General features: G+C 39.5%; 19 protein-coding genes and 1 other annotated feature. Of the genes, 3 read left to right on the top strand and 16 right to left on the bottom strand.

All coding sequences use genetic code 11. The features are described 5' to 3' along the window. From J5J05_RS06625 to J5J05_RS06590, 8 genes are all read right to left on the bottom strand, one after another. The coding region (locus J5J05_RS06625) for an ISL3 family transposase (RefSeq protein WP_208559039.1) at positions 1-833 on the bottom strand (833 nt) is incomplete at its 3' end. A gap of 154 nt (positions 834-987) precedes the next feature. Continuing rightward, on the bottom strand, positions 988-1,896 hold the full coding sequence (gene rsmA, locus J5J05_RS06620) for a 16S rRNA (adenine(1518)-N(6)/adenine(1519)-N(6))-dimethyltransferase RsmA (protein WP_208559898.1): 909 nt from the start codon (positions 1,894-1,896) through the stop codon (positions 988-990). Beyond that, the gene (gene rnmV / locus J5J05_RS06615; protein ID WP_208559905.1) at positions 1,883-2,434 is read right to left on the bottom strand and encodes a ribonuclease M5; all 552 of its coding nucleotides are present in this window, start codon (positions 2,432-2,434) and stop codon (positions 1,883-1,885) included. The genes rsmA and rnmV overlap by 14 nt, the downstream gene beginning before the upstream one ends. Positions 2,435-2,467: 33 nt before the next feature. Beyond that, complete coding sequence (locus tag J5J05_RS06610) at positions 2,468-3,235, bottom strand: TatD family hydrolase (RefSeq protein ID WP_208559897.1); 768 nt, start codon at positions 3,233-3,235, stop codon at positions 2,468-2,470. A 107-nt stretch (positions 3,236-3,342) separates the two neighbouring features. Further along, entirely contained in the window at positions 3,343-5,379 is a 2,037-nt protein-coding gene (gene metG / locus J5J05_RS06605) for a methionine--tRNA ligase (RefSeq protein ID WP_208559896.1), read from the bottom strand. 217 nt (positions 5,380-5,596) lie between these two features. Continuing rightward, positions 5,597-5,959 carry a YbaN family protein gene (locus J5J05_RS06600; RefSeq protein WP_208559895.1) on the bottom strand — a complete coding sequence of 121 codons (363 nt, stop codon included), beginning with the start codon at positions 5,957-5,959 and terminating at the stop codon, positions 5,597-5,599. A 149-nt stretch (positions 5,960-6,108) separates the two neighbouring features. Beyond that, positions 6,109-6,936: a Cof-type HAD-IIB family hydrolase gene (locus J5J05_RS06595; protein ID WP_208559894.1), complete on the bottom strand. Its 828-nt coding sequence runs from the start codon at positions 6,934-6,936 to the stop codon at positions 6,109-6,111. Positions 6,937-7,130: 194 nt separating this feature from the next. Beyond that, positions 7,131-9,542, bottom strand: coding sequence for a glycoside hydrolase family 31 protein (locus J5J05_RS06590; RefSeq protein ID WP_208559893.1), 2,412 nt, complete (start codon positions 9,540-9,542; stop codon positions 7,131-7,133). 187 nt (positions 9,543-9,729) lie between these two features. Next, positions 9,730-9,931, top strand: a binding site (T-box leader). A 71-nt stretch (positions 9,932-10,002) separates the two neighbouring features. On the opposite strand from J5J05_RS06590, the gene J5J05_RS06585 reads away from it, so the two are divergent. Then, positions 10,003-10,509: an NUDIX hydrolase gene (locus J5J05_RS06585; protein WP_244244649.1), complete on the top strand. Its 507-nt coding sequence runs from the start codon at positions 10,003-10,005 to the stop codon at positions 10,507-10,509. Positions 10,510-10,535: 26 nt separating this feature from the next. Continuing rightward, positions 10,536-11,804: a tyrosine--tRNA ligase gene (tyrS, locus tag J5J05_RS06580; protein WP_208559891.1), complete on the top strand. Its 1,269-nt coding sequence runs from the start codon at positions 10,536-10,538 to the stop codon at positions 11,802-11,804. Between the two features lie 44 nt (positions 11,805-11,848). On the opposite strand, the gene J5J05_RS06575 is transcribed toward tyrS, so the two are convergent. The 7 genes from J5J05_RS06575 to J5J05_RS06545 form a co-directional block, all read right to left on the bottom strand. Next, a complete protein-coding gene (locus tag J5J05_RS06575) occupies positions 11,849-12,823 on the bottom strand; it encodes a DUF1002 domain-containing protein (RefSeq protein WP_208559890.1) in 975 nt (324 codons plus the stop codon). A 215-nt stretch (positions 12,824-13,038) separates the two neighbouring features. Further along, positions 13,039-13,695 carry an SDR family oxidoreductase gene (locus tag J5J05_RS06570; RefSeq protein WP_208559889.1) on the bottom strand — a complete coding sequence of 219 codons (657 nt, stop codon included), beginning with the start codon at positions 13,693-13,695 and terminating at the stop codon, positions 13,039-13,041. 146 nt (positions 13,696-13,841) lie between these two features. Then, positions 13,842-14,627, bottom strand: coding sequence for an ABC transporter ATP-binding protein (locus J5J05_RS06565; protein WP_208559888.1), 786 nt, complete (start codon positions 14,625-14,627; stop codon positions 13,842-13,844). A 37-nt stretch (positions 14,628-14,664) separates the two neighbouring features. Further along, the gene (locus tag J5J05_RS06560; RefSeq protein WP_208559887.1) at positions 14,665-15,624 is read right to left on the bottom strand and encodes an ABC transporter substrate-binding protein; all 960 of its coding nucleotides are present in this window, start codon (positions 15,622-15,624) and stop codon (positions 14,665-14,667) included. Between the two features lie 16 nt (positions 15,625-15,640). Further along, positions 15,641-16,663: a FecCD family ABC transporter permease gene (locus J5J05_RS06555; protein ID WP_208559886.1), complete on the bottom strand. Its 1,023-nt coding sequence runs from the start codon at positions 16,661-16,663 to the stop codon at positions 15,641-15,643. Beyond that, on the bottom strand, positions 16,660-17,721 hold the full coding sequence (locus J5J05_RS06550; RefSeq protein ID WP_208559885.1) for a FecCD family ABC transporter permease: 1,062 nt from the start codon (positions 17,719-17,721) through the stop codon (positions 16,660-16,662). Before J5J05_RS06550 ends, J5J05_RS06555 begins: the two co-directional genes overlap by 4 nt. A 34-nt stretch (positions 17,722-17,755) precedes the next feature. Further along, positions 17,756-18,796, bottom strand: coding sequence for an NAD(P)/FAD-dependent oxidoreductase (locus J5J05_RS06545; protein ID WP_208559884.1), 1,041 nt, complete (start codon positions 18,794-18,796; stop codon positions 17,756-17,758). A 236-nt stretch (positions 18,797-19,032) separates the two neighbouring features. Here J5J05_RS06545 and J5J05_RS06540 point away from each other — a divergent pair, with 236 nt between their 5' ends. Further along, entirely contained in the window at positions 19,033-19,746 is a 714-nt protein-coding gene (locus J5J05_RS06540) for a GntR family transcriptional regulator (protein WP_208559883.1), read from the top strand. 1 nt (position 19,747) lies between these two features. Here J5J05_RS06540 and J5J05_RS06535 read toward each other — a convergent pair whose 3' ends face one another. Then, the gene (locus J5J05_RS06535) at positions 19,748-20,947 is read right to left on the bottom strand and encodes an enolase C-terminal domain-like protein (protein WP_208559882.1); all 1,200 of its coding nucleotides are present in this window, start codon (positions 20,945-20,947) and stop codon (positions 19,748-19,750) included. Positions 20,948-21,061 lie beyond the last annotated feature (114 nt).

The raw sequence follows: 21,061 nt of genomic DNA, 5'->3' as shown, positions 1-21,061 counted from the left end.
ATTCCTTTAGACGGATAGCTAGAATGGTTGTATTGTTTCATGATTTTTACTCTGATTCTATTTAAAGATCGATTAATCAACTGGGTGATGTGAAAGCGATCAATAATGATTTTTGCATTTGGAAAAAGCTCTCTTATAAAGTACTCATAAGCTGCGTTCATATCAATCACGATGAGTTTTACCTGCTCTCTCACTTTTAGCGGATACTTTTGAAAGTGAAGTTTGAGATAAGCTTTTCTTCTATCAGGAAGGATATCGATCACCTCATGTGTATCGCCATCGGCGTAAATGAAGCTCATCGAACCTTTCACATTTTTGACTGATTTGAATTCATCGAAAAGCAAACAAGGCGGTAAAGATTGGAAGTCAGGGTAATAGACTTGGGCGAATGTGCTAATCACTCGCTTAACGGTGGAAGGTGATACCGTATGTTCTTCTGCTATATACTTCATAGAAAGATCTTCTCTTGATTGAAAGCCGATGTGTTGCTTTACTTTCTTAGAAATAAAACAATGTTCTTCGACTTCTGAGGAATGAGCAGAGAAGGTCTGTGTACAAGACTTACAATAGAAACGTTGTTTCTTTAGATAAAGGCGCGTTGGATACCCAGCCACCTTATTCCAGACCATTTTAGTTAGCTTGGTTCCGTACTTAATAATGTTATAATCGGCGTTTTTAACACCGCACTTAGGACAATAGCCTGGTGTATAAGTGATTGTCCCACTGACAATATTGGTTAAAGTTCCTTTTAGGGTTTGACGATCGATCTGAGTCAATGTGATCGATTCATCTTGGATATGAAGCAATTTTTTGATATCATTAGATTCAAGCAAGCGAGATTCCTCCTATAGATTTGGTGTGGTAACTATAGTCTATCAGAGAATCTCGCTTGTTTCATTTTACATAAAAATAGTGTTGGCGAATTCTCACCAACACCAAATATTATAGAACCACATTTTCTTGTCTCTAGTATTGTAATCGACTTTTTTAACGACTTTGTATATCTATCATTTGAAGCTCTTGTTCTACCAAGGCGTCTGACAGCTTCCCGAACTCTTTTAAAGATAATGTTTCGCCTCGTCTTTTAGGATCAATCTCTGACTGATCTAACGCTGCTTGTAGTTTTTCTCTTATTTCTGGCTCTTTTCCGTAAGCGACTTGCAGATTATTCCACAATGTTTTACGTCGTTGTACAAATGCAGAACGTGCTACTTTAAAGAATACGGCTTCGTCTTTTACGATCACTTCCGCTTCTTTTTTTCGTGTCAACTTAATGACGGCTGATTCTACATTCGGTTGTGGCGTAAAGACAGTTTTGGGAACAATAAAGGCTACTTCTGCATCCATATAATACTGAACAGCAATGGATAAAGAACCATAGGCTTTCGTTCCTGGAACTGCTGAAAGACGATTAGCTACTTCTTTTTGCATCATCAAAACTAAAGAATCAATTGGTAATGTTGATTCTAAAAAGTTTAAGATGATTGGTGTCGTTACGTAGTAAGGTAAGTTGGCAATCACAACGACTTTTTCTGCATCCATAAGATAAGTTTCTTCAAATGCTTTTAAATCTGCCTTTAAAATATCTTGATGAATAATTTTTATATTCTCGTAGGGAGACAATGTATCTTTCAGTACAGGTAATAAGCGATCATCGATTTCAAAAGCAATCACTTCTTTCGCCTTCTTAGCAATCTGCTCCGTTAGTGCACCAATTCCGGGACCAACCTCAATTACTGTCGTACGGTCGTCAATGTCTCCAGCATCTACTATTTTTTCAAGTATATTGGTATCCACGATAAAATTTTGTCCTAAGCTCTTTTTAGCAGCTAAACGGTATTTATCTAATATCGCTTTTGTTCTAGCCGGTGTAGCGATATCTTTATGTTCTTCCATTTGTCTCCTCCTCTCGTATTTCCTTTAATGCTTGTTCAACGCTCTCTTGCGAGACACCAAACATGTTCAATCTTTTTTCTAACTGTTTGCCATTAGTATACCCAATTCTTAAAGCATTTCCCAATTTAATTCTAAGGTCTTTAGCATTAGGGTGTCCGATTAACCCTTCTTTTAGCAGAAACGATCGGTCAACGGTAGGTGTAGCATCTATCTTTTCACTATAGAGGCCTTCAAGCGCTTTTCTGATGGTCTCTACAGAAGCGTGTTCAATCCCTAAACTACCTTTTTTTCCTGGTTGTGCTTCATCTCGATTTAAAAAGGCGTGTTTAACACCTGGGATTCTTCTCGAAATGATTTTCCTGATTTTTTCTCCTGGTACATCTGGATCAGTAAAAACGATCACCCCACGCTTTTGTTGGGCATGCTCGATTCGATCGAGCACTTCCTCGTTGATTGCTGATCCGTTTGTTTCGATAGTATCCGCATTAACAGCTAATTGGATTCTTTTTGTGTCGTCTCTTCCTTCGACTACAATCATTTCTTTTATTTTTTCCAATGATTGACTCCTGTCTTAAGTCAGTTTAAACAATTGATCTGCATTCAATGTCGTTTGTTTTGCGACTTCTTCAATCGAGCATTCACGCAGACGGGCAATCTCTTCAGCTACGAAACGAACATAACTTGGTTCATTTCTTTTACCTCTATATGGCATAGGCGACAGATAAGGTGCATCTGTTTCAATCAGCAATTTATCGAACGGGACTGCTTTTGCAACTTCTTTTACTTCAGGTGCATTTTTGAATGTTACTACACCACTTAGTGAAATATGCATACCAAGATCTAAGAATTTCTCCATCCAATACGTATCGACGTTAAAGCTATGCATGATCCCACCAATATCTTGAATGTTTGCTTCTTTAAGAATCTTGTACGTATCTTCTGTTGCCTCTCGATTATGAATACTAATCGGTAAATTCATTGATTTAGCCACACTGATTTGTCGTTTAAACGCTTCATGTTGTGCCTTCTTTGAAGCCGTATCCCAATAATAATCGAGCCCCATTTCACCCATCGCTACGACTTTCGGCAATTTTAATTGCTGAATCAACTTTTCTTCAACTTCATCTGAATATGTCTCTGAATCAGTAGGATGCCAACCAATGATTGCATAAACACCTTCATGATCGCGACTAAGTTGTAATGCCTTATCGATGGTCGGTGTATCAAATCCAACGATAGCCATTTTATTGACTTGTTGCTTTCTGGCTTCTTCTATCAACGCCGTTTCTTCACCTTTAAATTGATCAACATTTAAATGTGTGTGTGTATCAAAAAACATAAGCACCTTACTTCCTTTCCTATTTCTTCTTTATTGATTTAATCAAAGTGAAAGAGCCAGGGTTTAGCCCAGCTCTTTTCATTATGATTCGCTTATTTTGTATAGGTTTATGCAACGATTGATCCGTTTGGCATATGTGCCGGCGCTTCAACGATCGTTAAGTTACCCTCTGCATTTTCAGCCGATAAAATCATTCCTTGACTGATCTCCCCACGCATTTTACGCGGTTTGAGATTCGCAACAATGACTACTTTTTTGCCAATCAATTGTTCGAATTCTGGATAGTAAGCTGCAATGCCCGAAAGAATCTGACGATGTCCGCCTTCATCATTTGCATCTAAGCGGAATTTCAATAATTTATCAGCATTCTCTACACGTTCACAAGAAATAATTTCAGCGACTTTCAATTCTACTTTATCAAAGGTCTCATATTTGATTTCTTTGTCTTTAACGGAAGATAGAGTTGTTTCTTCAGGATCCCATTCAGCTTCAACGATTTCTTCAGCTGCTGGAGCTGTTGAGGCCATTGCCGCTTGTATCGCTGCCACTTCTTCCTCTTTATCTAGTCTTGGGAAAATCGGCTCGCCTTTTTTGACAACTGTTTTATTTTCTGGGAATTCTCCAAACGTGACCGTATCCCATGATGTGTCTTGGTCAGAAATACCTAATTGCTCAAAAATTCGTGCTGGCGTTTCAACTAGTACTGGTTGAAGTAAAATGCCTACAATTCGTAGACTTTCTGCCAGATGGGTCATCACGCTCGCTAATTGTTCTTTACTCATTTCATCTTTTGCTAATACCCATGGTTGTGTTTCATCAATGTATTTGTTTGTACGAGAAATCAATGTCCATACCGAAGACAATGCAGAACTGAACTGCATCGTATCCATGTGTTCATTGTAAGATTTGATAGCATCGGTTGCGGTCTCGCGTAAGGTAGCATCAAATGCGGTCACATCGCCTTTATAAGTAGGCACTTGTCCATCAAAGTATTTGTTGATCATCGCAACTGTACGATTTAATAAGTTTCCAAGATCATTCGCTAAATCAAAATTCATGCGGTTAACGAATTCTTCCGGTGTAAAAATACCATCACTACCGAATGTTACTTCACGCATCAAGTAATATCTTAAAGCATCTAAACCATAACGTTCAACTAAGAACTCAGGGTAAACAACATTCCCTTTTGATTTAGACATTTTTCCGTCTTTCATCAATAACCAGCCATGTCCAAATATTTGCTTCGGTAAAGGCAAGTCCAAAGCCATCAACATGATCGGCCAGTAGATTGTATGGAAGCGAACGATTTCTTTTCCTACCATGTGCACGTCTGCAGGCCAGTATTTTTTAAATTGTTCAGGCTGATTATCAAATCCACCCAGATCAGGATCATAACCAAGTGCAGTAATATAGTTAGATAAGGCATCGATCCATACATAAATAACGTGTTCCGGATTCGATTTGATTGGTACACCCCAGTCAAACGTCGTACGGGAAACCGCTAAATCTTCTAGTCCCGGTTTAATGAAGTTGTTGATCATTTCATTTTTTCTTGATTCCGGCAAAATAAAATCAGGATGCGCGTCGTAGTAGGCTAATAATCGGTCAGCGTATTTGCTCATTTTAAAGAAATAAGATTCTTCTTTAACCCACTCTACTTCGTGTCCACTTGGAGCGATACCGCCTGTAACATTGCCTTCTTCATCACGGTAAACTTCTTCTAACTGCGTTTCGGTAAAGAACTCTTCATCAGAAACAGAGTACCATCCAGCATAATCACCTAGATAGATGTCTCCTTGTTTCAATAATTTTTCAAAAATTTTCGCAACGACTTCTTTATGTTGTCCATCAGTAGTACGAATGAACTGATCGTTTGAAATCGCTAATGTTTTCCAAAGGTCTTGAATACCTTCTGCCATACCATCCACATATTCTTGTGGTGTTTGACCAAGCTCTTGCGCTTTTGTCTCGATTTTTTGTCCGTGTTCATCGGTTCCTGTTAAATAAAACGTGTCAAATCCTTGCAGTCTTTTGTAGCGGGCTACAACATCGCAAGCAATCGTTGTATACGCATTTCCGATGTGTAATTTTCCACTCGGATAATAAATTGGGGTAGTGATATAAAATGAATTTTCTCCAGACAAATTCGTGTCCTCCTAGATGTTTGATACTTGTTTATAAAGATGCGTGCATCTTATTCGATCGTCAGGCTCTTAAAACGGCTTCCCGTATATGACCCTCTCATTGAATACTTGAATAGTATAGCATACAACCACTATAGTTTGAAGGCGAGAACCGCACGCTAGACGAGTGCTATGTAGGAAATTTTTCGCTTTTTACAAAACTTATCTCATCAAGCCCTTACTTTCGGTCTGGTATGACAAATAAAATCATGATGGTCAGTAATAGGGTCAAACAAACTAATCCAACTTTGACCGGAAAGAGTGGCGCAAGTAAGATAGAAATCGTCATTAATACATAGACATTTAATAAAACTCTCCATTTTTTCTTTCTCGGAATCGTTCTTGTTTCAACATAGTCCGAGACAAACATCTGATAAACTTTTGTTTGTTTAAGCCAGTCATTAATGCTATCTGAACTACGTGAAAAACAATACCCTGCTAAGAGCAAAAAAGGAGTCGTCGGAAGCAAAGGGACAACGACACCGGCGGCTCCCAATAAGAAAGAGCCCATACCTATACTGATCAATAGATACTTTTTCATCTTACCCATCTCCTTTCTCGACTATATTGTATCAGAAAAAACGTACAAGAAAGCTTGATTGATGAAGCTTGACTTCAATTTTATCTTTTTAAAAACCCTTTCCTCTAAAAAAATAACTGCCTCAAAAAATCAAGGCAGTTACAGTGTGTTTAAGGAATCAAATTTAATTTTTTTAATGCTTTTTCAATACCATCATGAGCGACATTTTCCGTAACCATGTCTGCGACTTCTTTCAACTCTTTCCAGCCATTTCCCATCGAGACACCTGTTCCAACGTATTGAATCATTTCTAGATCATTCAAACTGTCTCCAAAGGCATAGGTATCTTTGACATCAACGTCTAGTTGCTGAATCATCTGCTCTATGCCCGTCGCTTTGGAAATGCCCGCACTGAGCACATCGACCGTATAGTCATTAGATCGAGCAAAATGAAGTTCTCCAAAACGCTCTCTGTAAGCCAGTTCTTCCGTTTCATCAACTTCAAGGATCACTTGACAAATATCTTTTCCTTCATAATCATCAGGCTTAGGTGGCTTTCGAATCAACCGACTGAATAGAGACATTTGTATCTTACTAGGGATTAGTTTCCCTACTTTCTTCAATATACTCAAGACTGAACTTCTTTTCACTAAAGAAATAAATGAATTACTGTAAATATCGTCCGTTCCACAAAGAACAATACCTTTTCGATCTTTAGCCGCTTGCTCCATCAATTGTTTTAAAAGCGCTTGTGGCAACGGGTTAACAAAGATTGTTTTACCTTCAAGTACAACAAGTTGACCATTCATCGCAATGTAACTATCGATCTCTAGTTCTTTTCTCACTTCTTCTAATAGCACTGTGGCACGTCCTGTTGCGATAACAGGCAATATACCTTGCTGTTTGAGCGCTTTGACTGCTCTTTTAGTTGATGGCGGGATGTGGTTCTGACTTGATACCAATGTACCGTCGATATCAAAAAACACAACTTTCTTCATAAATAAACTCACTTTCCTCAAAAGGATTTTGACGATCTTAAAAAATTGCAGTCACACTTATTTGACTTATTTTATATGTCTACACACTCAATAAGCGTATTGCTATTATACCATTCCTCAAAACTGAATCCTATTAAATGGAAAAGGAACTAGGATCGCTCCTAGTTCCTTTTTGTCTATTTTTTATTATTTTATTAATCAATGTCTCCAGGATTTGCCCAAATCAACTCACTGAGTGCTTCTAACAAATCTGGATCTATATCCAATGCAAGCAATCCACTAATGACTCTTGCACTATTTCGGTTCTTACGCACGGTTGTATAGATTTTTTCTTTTAAATTTGTTGATAGCTGTGCACGGTCCAAGAAGCTAAAAACCTCTCCAAACATATCATTTTTCTTAGCTGAAACACCTTTGAAACGAACATAATAAGAAGCTTCAATCGCTTGTTCAGGAATTTCAATCGTTGTAAAACGACCTTTTTTAGAAACTTTTGCATCGATTTTCTGATCTCTTACATAAACTTCCGGTTCGGTATCGTATGCAAAGCCAACGAACGTTAAGGTAAATTGACGTTTCTCTGGTAAGCAGTGCAAGTTTCCTTCTGGTTCATGTATCTGGAAAATCGACCAATCTGTATTTTCTTGATGCCATTTCAATGTCATTTTGGTTGTACTAGAGTCGGCATTTTTACCTAGACCATCATCTTCATAGATAGAAAAGCTTCCATCTGCTCCTGCAAAGACTCTAATATCCATCTTATCAGGATTATCTGTTGCATTTTCGATTGATTGATCCATCGGTACGATTCCACCAGCTTTTGCAAAAACAGGCATTGTGGTAACGGGTCTGTAAACGTCTAACACTCTTCCACCCTCGTAAACACGACCATTGAAAAAGTCGATCCACATTCCTTCAGGCAACCATGTTTTAACACGAGCTAGTCTTAAATCACCTTTTAATGGTGATGTAATCGGTGCTACAAGCAGTTGAGTTCCAAAGTAATACTGGTTTGGTACATCATATGCTTCATCTTCCCAAGGATGGTGATAGTACATTGGTCGAATCAACGGTAGGTTATCTTTATGCGTCAGTACATTCATTGTATACAGATAGGGAATCAGTTTATGTCTGAGCTGCATGAAGTCGGTAACGACGCGTTCAGCTTTGAGACCGTATCTCCAGGGTTCTTTCCCACTGAATTCACCATCTTGGCTGTGCAGACGGTTGATTGGTGAGAACACACCATACTGTACCCAGCGGATAAAGAGTTCACTATCTTTGACCCCACCTAAATGACCACCAATATCATGACTCCACCAATTGTATCCTACGTTCGCAGCCGTTGCCGTAAAGTAGGGCTGGAAGTTCAAAGCATCCCAAGTGGATGCGGTATCTCCGGAGAAACCGATTGGATAACGATGAGAGCCAAGTCCAGCATATCTTGAAAAGATCAACGGTCTTGTATCTCCACGCCCATGATCCATGAAGTGATAATGGTTCAACATCCATAGTGGATCTAATCCTTCTACTTTAGTCACACTGCCTTGTTGCCAGTCGATCCACCAGAAATCAACACCGATTTCTTCATGAGGATGATGCAAGTATTCAAAGTAAGCATTTAAAAATTCTGTATCCGCAATATCGAAACTGATTGGTTCATTACTTGAATAATCTACATTCAGTTCTTTTGCCATCGGTTCATACATTTCTTCAAAGGGCTGCACACCATTAGCTGGATGCAAGTTTAAAGTGGTTCTCATTCCTTGTTTGTGAAGCCAGTTTAAAAATTCTTCTGGTTCAGGGAATAGTTCTTTATTCCAAGTGTAACCAGTCCAGCCAGAACCATATTCTGGGGGAATATCCGTCATATGCCAATCCATATCCAAAACAGCTACAGAGAATGGAATCTGCTTTTCTCCGAATTCTCGAATCAATTTCTTATAACCCGATTGCGAATAAGCATAATAACGACTCCACCAGTTTCCAAGAGCGTATCTAGGGAGCATAGGTGTATGTCCGGTTAAGTGATGATAATCTCTTAATGTTCCAAGATAATCACGACCATATCCTAGAAAATAGATATCGACAATATCATTCGGTCTTTTTTCGACCCAGCCATCGTCTGTTATTCTCATAGAACGACTATCGTCAATAATAGAGTAGCCATTTTTACTCATCAAGCCTTCTTCTAATTCGATTGGACCATCTGAGAAATCTAATGTTCTAGCCGTTCCTTTTAATGTTTTTGGTTGATCGCCGAAGTACCAACTACTATGATACAAACTATAGTTTCCAAGCGCTTCTATATGAAGGTTGTTCTTCGTAAATCCCCCTTCTTCTTTATGGAAATGTAGATGTACATGTGTCGTGATGATTTCTATATATTCGTCTGTTTCTTTTAATTTAAACTCAGGTGTTGGAAAGTCCCGATTCAAAACTGTCTGTGTCGCAGAGTCTTCGAATGCGCCATTTGGATCGAATTCTACTCGAATCATTGCTGATGTCAGTACAGAGAATCGATAGTTTTCCCAAATTACTTGAGAGTCTTCCAAAACTTGTGGTTCTGATTTCATTTTAAACGTTTCTTTTCTCTTCGTTACCAATACTCGTCTTCCTCTCTGCTAAATACTATCGTAATTAATCTTATCATATCTAAAAGTCGGATTGAACTGCTTTGCCTTTTACCATTTTAGCTTACAACTCTTTTAGTCTCTGGAGCAACTTGTTCTATGCCAGATCTCTGTTGACTATTCGATTTGTATAAATTATACTGAAACTCATATAGAATGCAAATCAGCTATGAACAGGCGAAGTAGTTTGACTGTCACTGTCTCAGAAAGCGAATGGATGCTGAAAATTCGCACATACAGATCAAGTGAATTACACCTCGGAGCTAACCGATTTTGGCGCGGCCCAGCGTTATGGGTATGAGTGGAAGTGGATTAGGTTCTATTTCAATCAGGGTGGTACCACGGCTATGTTCGTCCCGGTAAAAAGTATATACTTTTTATGGGGTCTTTTTTGTGTTCAATGATTGATGATTTTTTGAAGGAGGTGGTTTTATTGGATGAATATGACTATCATAAACATTTTGGTGTCTACGGTGTCTGTATCAAGGATCAACGATTACTTTGTATCTTGAAGAATTCTGGCCCTTATCAAAATCGCTATGATCTACCCGGTGGGAGCCAAGAACAAGGTGAAGGATTGACAGAGACGCTTGTCAGAGAAGTATTAGAAGAAACAGGTCAAGCCGTATTATCGTACACACATCCTAGAACCTATGATGTATTCGTACGTCCAGACCACCTCAGTCCAAACACTCACCATGTCTTTGCGCTCTATACTGTTGAAGTTAGCGAAGAAAAAATGACACTACCAGAAATCGTGTCTGACGGTTTAAACGATTCAAACGGTACGAACTGGGTAAAATTAAGCAACTTAACAAAAGACAATGCTTCGCCATTGATCTTAAAAGTGTTGGATGAACAGAACCAGCTAGCAACTACGCTCGATAAAACAACTTATCCTAATTGGAAGGTTCGATCCGATTTTGAGATAAACAACTAATAATGCAAGACTATAGGAGATGACCAATGAATATATTAGATGAATTAGCATGGCGCGGTGCCATCAATCAGCAAACAGACGAAGAAGGATTGAAAGCATTAACGGATAAAGAAAGCATTGCTTTATACTGCGGAATCGACCCTTCTGGCGATAGTATGCACGTAGGACACTTGATTCCTTTCATGATCTTGAAACGATTCCAACTTGCCGGTCACAAACCCGTTATTCTTATCGGTGGTGGTACCGGCTCAATCGGTGATCCAAGTGGTCGTAATTCTGAACGTGTCTTACAAACAATGGATCAAATCGTTGCAAACGCAGAAAAACTTAGCGGACAAATGCGTCAACTGTTTGAAGCGGGTTCTGAACAATCAGGAATCAAATTAGTTAATAACTATGATTGGTTAAGTGGACTAAGCTTTTTAGATTTTCTAAGAGATTTCGGTAAAGAATTCAATATCAATACGATGCTTGCAAAAGATGTGGTTGCAAACCGTATGGATACGGGTATTTCCTTTACAGAATTCAGCTACCAGATCATCCAATCTGTGGATTTCTTGCATTTATTCCAAAACGAAGATGTACAACTTCAAATCGGTGGTTCAGATCAATGGGGTAATATTACTGCCGGATTAGATCTTATTCGTAAAAAAGAAGGCTCAGAAGCTAAGGCTTTTGGCTTAACGATTCCATTGCTACTAAAAGCGGACGGTACAAAATTTGGTAAATCAGCAGAAGGCGCTATCTGGCTTGACCCTGAAAAAACGACGCCTTATGAATTTTACCAGTTCTGGTTCAATCAAGATGACCGCGATATCGTGAAATACCTTAAATACTTTACGTTCTTATCCAAAGAAGAAATCGATGCCCTTGCTGAACAAGTTGAGTTAGCTCCTCATAAACGCGCTGCACAAAAAGCTCTCGCCGAAGAAATGACCGTATTTGTTCATGGGCAAAAAGCTTTAGACGAAGCACTTAAGATTTCAGCAGCACTATTCTCTGGTGATATCCAAGAATTAACTGCTGACCAAATCGCCACAACGTTCAAAGATGTTCCTTCTTCTCAAGCGAAAAAAGGATCCCACAATCTTGTCGAATTTTTAGTTGATATAACAGGTATTGAACCTTCTCGACGTCAAGCTCGCGAAGATATCAAAAACGGTGCAATCACAATCAAAGGTGAGAAAATCCAAGATGTAGATTACACACTTTCTGAAAAAGATAGCTTCGATAACCAATTCGTTATTGTTCGTCGCGGCAAGAAAAAATATTTCCTTGTTAATTTAGAAGATTAAAAAAACGCCTGACTCATTGAATCGATGAGTCAGGCGTTTTTAACTTAGTTAAAAAATCCAGTTATAGCATCCCAAATCGAGCGGAAAAAGTTGCCGATTTGATCAAAGACGCCACTATCTTCTGCTTGTTTGAAGGCATCACCAAAGCGGTCTTTAATATTACTAGATAACTGTTCAAGTTGCTCTCTTACTTGAGCAGAATCAATCGCACCTGTCTGCTGATATTTTTCAAAGAAAGCCAATAAGCGATCCATTTGTTCTTGAGAAATCACGTTTTGCAAGTTATTGTTTTCCAACGCATCATTAATGATTTGTTCAATATCTTCTCTCGTAGCCAGTTCCCCTTGGCTTTCTTTCAATTCAGCAAGTTGTTGTTTGATTTCCACGATTGCCTGATCGAATCGAGACGTATCAAAATCTGATTCTGTATTATTCTCTTGCGCAATCTGATTTGTCGTTTCCAACTCTTGTTGGGCAACTTCCATACGATCTTGATCTAGTTCTTCACCATTGACATCAAAGGCTTTGTAAATACCTGTCAAAGCACTTTCACCAGTTACCGGACGAATACTGGCCACCATGATCGTTACATCTTCTACACCGGCAGTAATAGCCGCATTTGCATATTGTTCTTGCGTGATCTGTGTGATATCATCGGGTGTTTCGATCAACACTTCGACGCCAGATCCTTCATTTTCTCTTTGGACAAGTACAGAAGAAATCATACTCGCCGTATTTCCTGAACCCGTTCCTAAATATTGCTGAAGGTCTTCACCTGTAACATCTACACTGGCAACGTTCTCCATATTATCAATCCCTAAGATATCTGCTGTATCCTGCACTTGCTGCTCGGTTAACCCACCACCATATACAAATGTCGGCAGTCCCCATGCTTCGTTCACTACACTAGTATCGATACCAGCCGCTTCGACTGGTTGAGTCGTACTAAAAGCCGCAATAGAAGTTACCATGGTGATCGCTGCAGTTGCCTGAATAAATTGCTTTTTCAATCGTTTCATTATTTTATGCTTCCCTTCATCTTTTACGTTTAACTTAAATAAATGCTCTCTAACTTACTTCATTATATCGACTCTCCTAAGAATTTGCACTTAATTACCAGAAACTACATAGTTTCTTAAACATTTTTTCTAACCTTTTTAAAAAACGCACATAAAAAAGAGCACCTCTTTGTAAAAGAAGTGCCCTTTTCTATCTTACTCGTATTTAACTATGCTTATAGTTGGTTTAATGCTTCTTCAATGCTTTGTTCACCGGTTGTTACATCAAATGACTGACGATAAGTCCGTTCATGATCAAGTGATTTAGCGATCAAGTCCGCAACATCTTTTCGTGGGATAGTCACTGGGTCAGTAAACTCATTCATCGCTCTGGTTAAAGCGACTTTACCAATTGCCGGTTCATTTTCTAGCATACCCGGACGAACGATGGTGTAGTCTAAGTCGCTGTTCAATAAAAATCTATCTGCATAGTGTTTAGCTGCATAATAAGGTTTCATATCTTCATTCCAGTTTTCTCTCACATCTGCTTGGAATGCACTGATCATAACGAAACGCTTGATATTCATATCTTCAGCTGCTTCCATTACTTTAACAGCGCCATCTAAGTCAATCATAACCGTTTTATCAACACCTGTACTACCACCAGATCCTGCTGCAAATACGATTGCATCGATATTTTTCATTTTTTCTTTAATATCTTGTACAGAACTTTCCAAGTTCCCTAAACGTGCTTCGATACCTTTTTCTTTAAATTTCTCAACTTGTTCTTCTTTTCTAACAAATGCAATCGGTGTATGTTTTCCTTCTTCTTTTAACTGTTCAACAAGGTGCGTTCCGATTTGTCCGTTAGCTCCGACAACTAATACTTGCATAAATTGATCGCTCCTTCAAATTTTGTATATACTTACTTTATCAAAGTCCGCAACAAAAACCAATTGTTATGCCTCACCTTTTAAAGATGTCGATTAAAAAGCTAACGGATAGCCTTAACGAGTAATTTTCAGTTATGTTGACTAGATTATTGCACGAGCTGATAACTTAACAGTGTTGGCTTACCTGTTTGGGGATCTTGTACAATACTTGCTTCAATATCGAAAACAGCTCTTAGAACTTCCGGTTGCATGACTTCCTCCGGCGTCCCTACTTTTACGACTTTTCCATCTCTAACGGCAATTAAGTGATCGGCAAATCTTGCTGCATGATTCAAATCATGTAACACCATCACGATTGTTCGATTCAATTTACGATTGAGCGTTTCGAGTACTTGTAATACTTCCAATTGATGTGCCATATCTAAAAAGGTTGTTGGCTCATCTAGCAACAGACAATTAGTATCTTGTGCCAATGCCATTGCAATCCATACTCTCTGTTTTTGGCCACCTGACAGCGAGCTGACAGTGCGATCCGCATCATTCAATAGCTGGGTTTGCTCTAGCGCCCAGTGAATTTTTTCCCAATCATGCGCTTGCAATTGTCCAAAACCTTTCTGGTGCGGCGCACGCCCATAGGAAACCAATTCTTTCACCGTGATATCTTCTGGGGTCTGCGGTGCTTGAGTCAAAATCGCCATTTGTTTTGCAATGACTCTGGTCGATTCTTTATGAATGATCTTTCCATTTATCGTCGCAGTTCCGCCGGAGGGTTTCAATAAGCGTGCCACCGTTTTTAACAAGGTAGATTTCCCACAACCATTCGGTCCTATAATGCAAGTAATCCGAGATTTTGGAATCGTTAAAGAAAGATCCGAAATAATCTCTTGCTTACCATAACCGACACTTAGTTGATTGGTTTTGATCTCCGCCACCTTATCGCCTCCTTTGGATTTTAAACTTTTTACTGTTTTACTCTGTGATACTTTCTGTTATATCATCCATCACTTGTTCACTAGCGATTGGTCCATAGTATAACCAAGATGTTTCAGGTCCAAATGTATATACTTGATCTTGTTGAACGGCTGGAATATTTTGCCACAAACGGTCTTCAAAGATTGCCGCATCAGGTCCATCACTGTTGATAAAGAATAAATGATCTACATCCATTTCTGCTAACGCTTCTAGTGATATCGCTGCCCAGTCAGCATCGCTTGATAATTCTGATACGACCGTTGGTACTGCTAATCCTAAGTCATTGTACATTACTGCGCCACTTGATCGTTCGGGATGGACGACAAACAAACTATTGTTTACCATCCAAATGGCAGCCGCAGACTCTCCTTCAGCGACAGCTTGAATGTTTTCCGCTTCTTCAGCCGCTTTTTCATCGTAAGATTCAATAACCATTTCTGCTTGCTCTTCTTTGTTCAGCACTTCTCCCATTTCTGTCAAAGTCGCCCGCCATTCAGTCGGACTAGCATTCAGGACATACGTAGGAGCAATCTGTGCATATTGTTCGTACATCTCTTGCTCGATTGCATCGCGTACGATCAAGAGATCTGGTTCATATTCAAGTACCGATTCGTAAGGAAGGTCATGAGGGATCAGCGGAACATCCATTAAATCTTCTTGCAAGTAATCTTGTATGCTTTCTCCGTTAGAGACAGACCACTGTGCAACGGGTGTCACGTTTAAAGCAACCAAATAATCTTCTAAATAGGAAGCCAATACTTTTTCTGGCTCTGAAGGAATCTCTACTTCATTGCCTAGCCCATCTGTCATTGTTTTCGGCTCGGTTGTTTCTTGATTTCCCGTTTCTTCACTTGCAGGCGCTTTTGTGTCGACCGGCGCTTTGACTGTTTGATTACTACACGCTGCTAACAACACCCCGGCACTAAGTAAAAAGCTTTTTGACAATAATTTGTTCATCATTTTTTCCTCCTTGTTATGCTTCTGTTGTGATTAATAGATAAATAAAATAGGGTGCCCCTAAAACTGCTACGATCAAGCCAACAGGGACTTCTGTAGGTGAAAAAATATTTCTTGCCATCATATCAGCCAATAATAAAATTAAAGATCCCATGCAAGCTGCTGTTGGAATTAATCGCTGATGCTTATTCCCCACTATTTTGCGTGCAATATGCGGTGCACCAAGACCGAGAAAGGCAATACCACCCGCCACAGAAACACTTGCCCCTGCAAGAGCAACGCCTATGGCAACGAGCTTAATTCTTTCTTTTTCTACATGGAAACCGAGTCCAGTAGCCATTTCGTCTCCTAGCTGCAGAAAATTCAGGGTTTTTGCTTTGTATAAACTGAATGGTAATAAGATCAATGTCCAAAAAAGCAAACTTCCTACTGCCGTCCAACTTGCATTCCAAATCGACCCCGAAAGCCAGATCGTTACTTGATTAAATGCACGCTGATCCATTCTCAGTTGCAATATGGTCAATAACGCACCAAAACCTGCATTAACACCAATCCCAACTAAAATCATTCGAATCGGCGTTATCCCTTTTTTCCAAGCAACGGCATAAATACAAACCGCTGCAGCGAGTCCCCCTAGAAAAGCAGCAATGGGTAATGTCATCATTTGCCAAAGGCCATCACTCCTTGTGCCTTGTGCCCGAAAAGTCAGGTAAAGGACAATGAAAAATCCTGCGCCGGCATTGATCCCCATCATCCCTGGGTCGGCAAGTTCGTTTTGCGTTACGCCTTGAAACAAGGTACCGGCAACAGCGAGTGCTGCACCTGCTAATATTGCGATTGCAAGTCTGGGCAACCTAAATTCAAATAGCAACAATTCATTACGCTTACTTCCTTCTCCCAGAACTGTTTTTATGATATCGGATGGTGTTAATGCTAGATGACCGGTCGCTAGACTGATCAAGCTCATTAATAAAATGAGCGTCAATAGTGAGAAGAGTAAATAGGAGACATTTTTTACAATGATTTTGTTCGTATTCATTTCAATATACTCCCTTCTTTCCGCGCTAAGAAGAGAAATACAGGGACCCCGATCAACGCTGTTAAGGCGCCTACTGGTATTTCGTATGGCGGATTGATCATTCTAGCGAAAATGTCCGCGGTTACAAGTAGCCATGCCCCAAGTACAGCAGAAAACGGCATAACCCAGCGATAATCCATTCCAATTAGTTTTTTTGTAATATGAGGAATTACTAAGCCAACAAATCCGATCGTTCCAGATATGGATACGGCTGTCCCGGTCAATAAGAGCACGATTAACAAACCACATAGTCTGACAACGCTTGTTCGTTGTCCTAACCCTCTTGCTACTTCATCTCCTAAACTCATCAGTGTTAGCGATCGCGACAACAAACCTGCCCCGACGAAACCTACAGCTGCAACCCCTACGGTTAAACGTACACTTTGTGCTGATATTCCCGCAACATGACCTGCATACCAGAAACTGATATCCCGAGTAACGTTAAAATACATTGCTATCATGGTTGACACAGACTGTAGCAAGGCCGTAACTGCTGCTCCAGCTAACGCGAGTTTGATTGGCGTCAATCCTCTTTTAGAGAAGAGTCCGACAGAAAAAACCATTCCTGCACCTAAGGTCGCACCAAAAAATGCCCAAATTACCAAACCAAATGATGTGGTTTGCGGAAAGCATGCTAAAGATAAAGCGACAGCAAAACCCGCCCCAGCACTTACACCCATGATCGAAGGAGAAGCGAGTGGATTTCTAGTCAACCCTTGCATGATCACACCAGAAATAGCAAGAAAAGCGCCAACTAATGCTGCTGCTAAAACGCGTGGAAACCTTAGATCATACAAAATTAAATGACTTGTCTTTTCTTCATCAAAGTTTAAAATCGATTCAACAATTACCGACCATTCTATCGTTGCAGCACCATAAGATAGAGATAGTACCATTGTCAGCAAAAGAATCATTAAAGCGAGTATAAAATAGGTTGCAGCCGATTTAGATCGAAACCGCTTAAGAATCCTTTTTTTAGTCACTTCTTTGTTTAATTGTCTCTTTCGAATTTGCTCCATAGTCATTCCTTTTCTATTTCAGTAGCCCAATAGGTTAAAAATCGAAACGATTCTTGATTTCGTTATTTTTCTCAAGGAACCGTTCATTATGTGAAGAAACTTGCGCTTTTTCGTCCGCACTCGGTTCTACATTCATTTTGATCTGGTTAACTGCATTCGCAGCATCGCTATAAGCGCCCGCAATCAAGCGTACCTTACCGTCGAAGTCTAGTATATCTCCAATCGCATATACCCCTTCAACAGCCGTTTGTGCCTTAACAGATCCCTCTATATAATAATCATCTTTTAATCTGAATTTCAGTGCAGGATCATGGTGAAAATTCAATTCATGATCAAATCCAATATTGACGATCAATTCATCCAATTCAATCGTCGTATCTTCTGCCGATTGACTATTCCTGATACGAATAGCTGTAAGCTTTTGGTTTTGCTCATCTGGAATCAGTTCTTTTACGATTGTGTGCGTATGTATGCTAGCATCTGATTCCAGAAGCATTCTCGTATGATACTCATGTGCCTTAAAAGACGCGCTTCTATGAATCAAGTGAACTTCTCCAGCAATTCCTAGTAAATCATTTGCCCAATCAACCGCAGAATTACCACCGCCGACAATGACCACTTTCTTATCTTTGAAATCATTCACTCGGTAAACATTATGGTGGAGATTCGTTTCTTCAAACTGCTTATCATATTGTAATGGTAACCTCTTCGGGCTAAATAGACCGCCACCAGTCGCTACGATTACCTGTTTACTTAAGTATACCTCACCAGCATGACTGCGCACTTCAAACAGTTGATCTTCTCTTTTTTCAAATGAGATGATTTTCGTGTTCAAGACAACTTCGGGATCAAATGTCAGTCCTTGCTTGACCATTTGTTCAATCAACTTTGCGCCAGTCAGCGCTGGTAACGCACCAATGTCCCAAATATATTTTTCTGGATAGAAATGTACTTTACCTCCAAGAAGGTTTTGTGTATCAATGATTCGAACACTCAAATCGCGCATCCCCGCATAAAAAGCAGCATATAGCCCTGCAGGACCTCCGCCAATAATTGTGATATCTCTTATCGTCATCGATGCACCTCCTCTAATAAAACAATTTTTCAGTGAGAATGATTATCACTAGCAACTTAGTTATAGCATTCACCCATGGTAGTGTCAAGACATACTAAGTGTTTATCGCTTTTTCTATTTAACGAGCTTTCTTTTTATGAACGTAGCTTATATAATCGGGTAGAATCGTGCATGTGTATAGATAGACTCATTGCCGCTGACCTATACTGGTTTTCTATAAAAAGGAGTTCGGATTTATGAAGAAAAGAGAATTTGTGATACAAGATTTATTGAGTAAAATTTATCAAGAACAGTTCAAAGATGGTAAGCTACCGAACCAGCGAACGATGGCACTAACCTACCAAGTGTCTAGGTATACTATTCAAGAAGCCATCAAAACACTAGAAGAAATCGGAATTGTTGAAACGATCCAAGGATCAGGGATGTATGTGAAAAAGCAATTTCAGATGAATCCACTTATTTTCAACACATTAACAAGAACACCTTATGAACGAATCAACTCACGAGTAATTTCATTACAAAAAAAAAAATCCACTCCTGAAGAGGAGCAGATCTTTCAACTAAGTGATTCAGAAGAAATTTGGACCTTTGAACGTGTAAGAATTGTTGATTACAAGATCGAACAAATTGAACGTTCTAAAATGCCGGTCTCTATGTTTCCAGATTTAACAGAAGAGATCATCGAGCAGTCTATTCAAGAATACGTACTCAGTAAGAACTTTGCGATCTCCCATTATATTACGAGCTATAGCCCAGTTACACTTTCTAAGAAACAATCAGAACTGTTAATGTGTAAACGGAATACGCCCGCGATGAAAATCGAGAACCGTTGCTTGCTCAATGATGGTAAAGTCTACGAATATAGCGAATTGACTGCTATAGATTATACTTGTACCTACATTACGCCTTTTGATAAAAAAGGACATCAAGCTAGACGAACAAATATCTGATTTAAGGCGTAAAGAGTGTCCCATCTGGCAAGCGACTTTGCGTCCATTCATGCGGCCGATAAACAACTGGGAAAGTCTCTGCCAGTTCTTCATCAAATCCGACGCCAATACCTGGGCGGTCAATCGGGTAAAAATAACCTTTGACCGGTTCTGGTGCGTTTTCGAAGAGCGCTTTGGTGTTCTCATTTAATTCGATATTTTCCTGTATGGCTGCATTATGCAAGTGAATATTCAAATGCGTATTGACAGCTAGTCCGATTGGAGAAATATCCGAAGGTGTATGCCACGCTACTCTAACACCATAAGCATCACACAAGTGTGCCAGCTTAAGCGCTGGCGTAATACCACCGATTTGTGAAATATGCACTCTTAGAAAATCGATTTGATGATTCTGGATGATTGATTTCCATTCCATAGGATTATTGAATAATTCACCTATCGCAATCGGTGTCGCAGTCTGACTTCTCACTTGATTCAACCAATCCGTTTGGTCTGGGGGCAAAATATCCTCCAGAAAATAGAGATTATACGGTTCTGATTTTTTTGCAAACTGGACTGCTTGATTAGGATGGAGTCTTTCATGTACGTCATGCAACATCTGAAAAGAATGACCGTATTTTTTGTACACGTCTTCAAACATTTTCAACGTTGTGTCCATATAGCCTTGCTGATCGAAATAACTTCCTTCGATTGCATGGTTAGCTGCTTGGATACTCTCTGCTGGGCCACCATAGAAACCTAATTGACAACGGATATAACGGTAACCTTCTGATCTATATTGATCGATTTGGTCTGTCAGTTCTTCCATCGTATCTGCCACAGCATGTGTATAGGCAGGAATAGCAGTTCTTGAACGTCCGCCTAGCAATTGATACAATGGCATATCCGCTAATTTTCCTTTAATATCCCACAAGGCCATATCTACGCCAGAGATCGCATTGTTCAATACTGGACCATTTCGCCAATAGGCATTCACATACATCATCTGCCAGATATCTTCAATTTCATTTGCATTTTTTCCTACTAATAATGGTTTCAAGTAATCATCTACAATTGATTGAACGGCTTTCGGTCTGAATTGGAAAGTTGCGCATCCATATCCGCTCACCCCTTGGTCGGTTTCAACTTTAACAATAACTAAATTATGTCTATCCGGTCTAATACCGTAACTTTTGACATCAGTAATAATAGTGGGCTTCAAATCACTACTTCCTCTCCTGCTAATCTTTGATCTATTAGTATTAGAACACGAAGAATAGAACGCTGTCAATTTGGACTGATAAACGATCTTTTAAATCGATAATACCAGTCCAAT

Source organism: Marinilactibacillus kalidii (assembly GCF_017599325.1).
Taxonomy (GTDB): domain Bacteria; phylum Bacillota; class Bacilli; order Lactobacillales; family Carnobacteriaceae_A; genus Marinilactibacillus; species Marinilactibacillus kalidii.
This window is presented reverse-complemented; position numbering and strand designations above follow the sequence as displayed.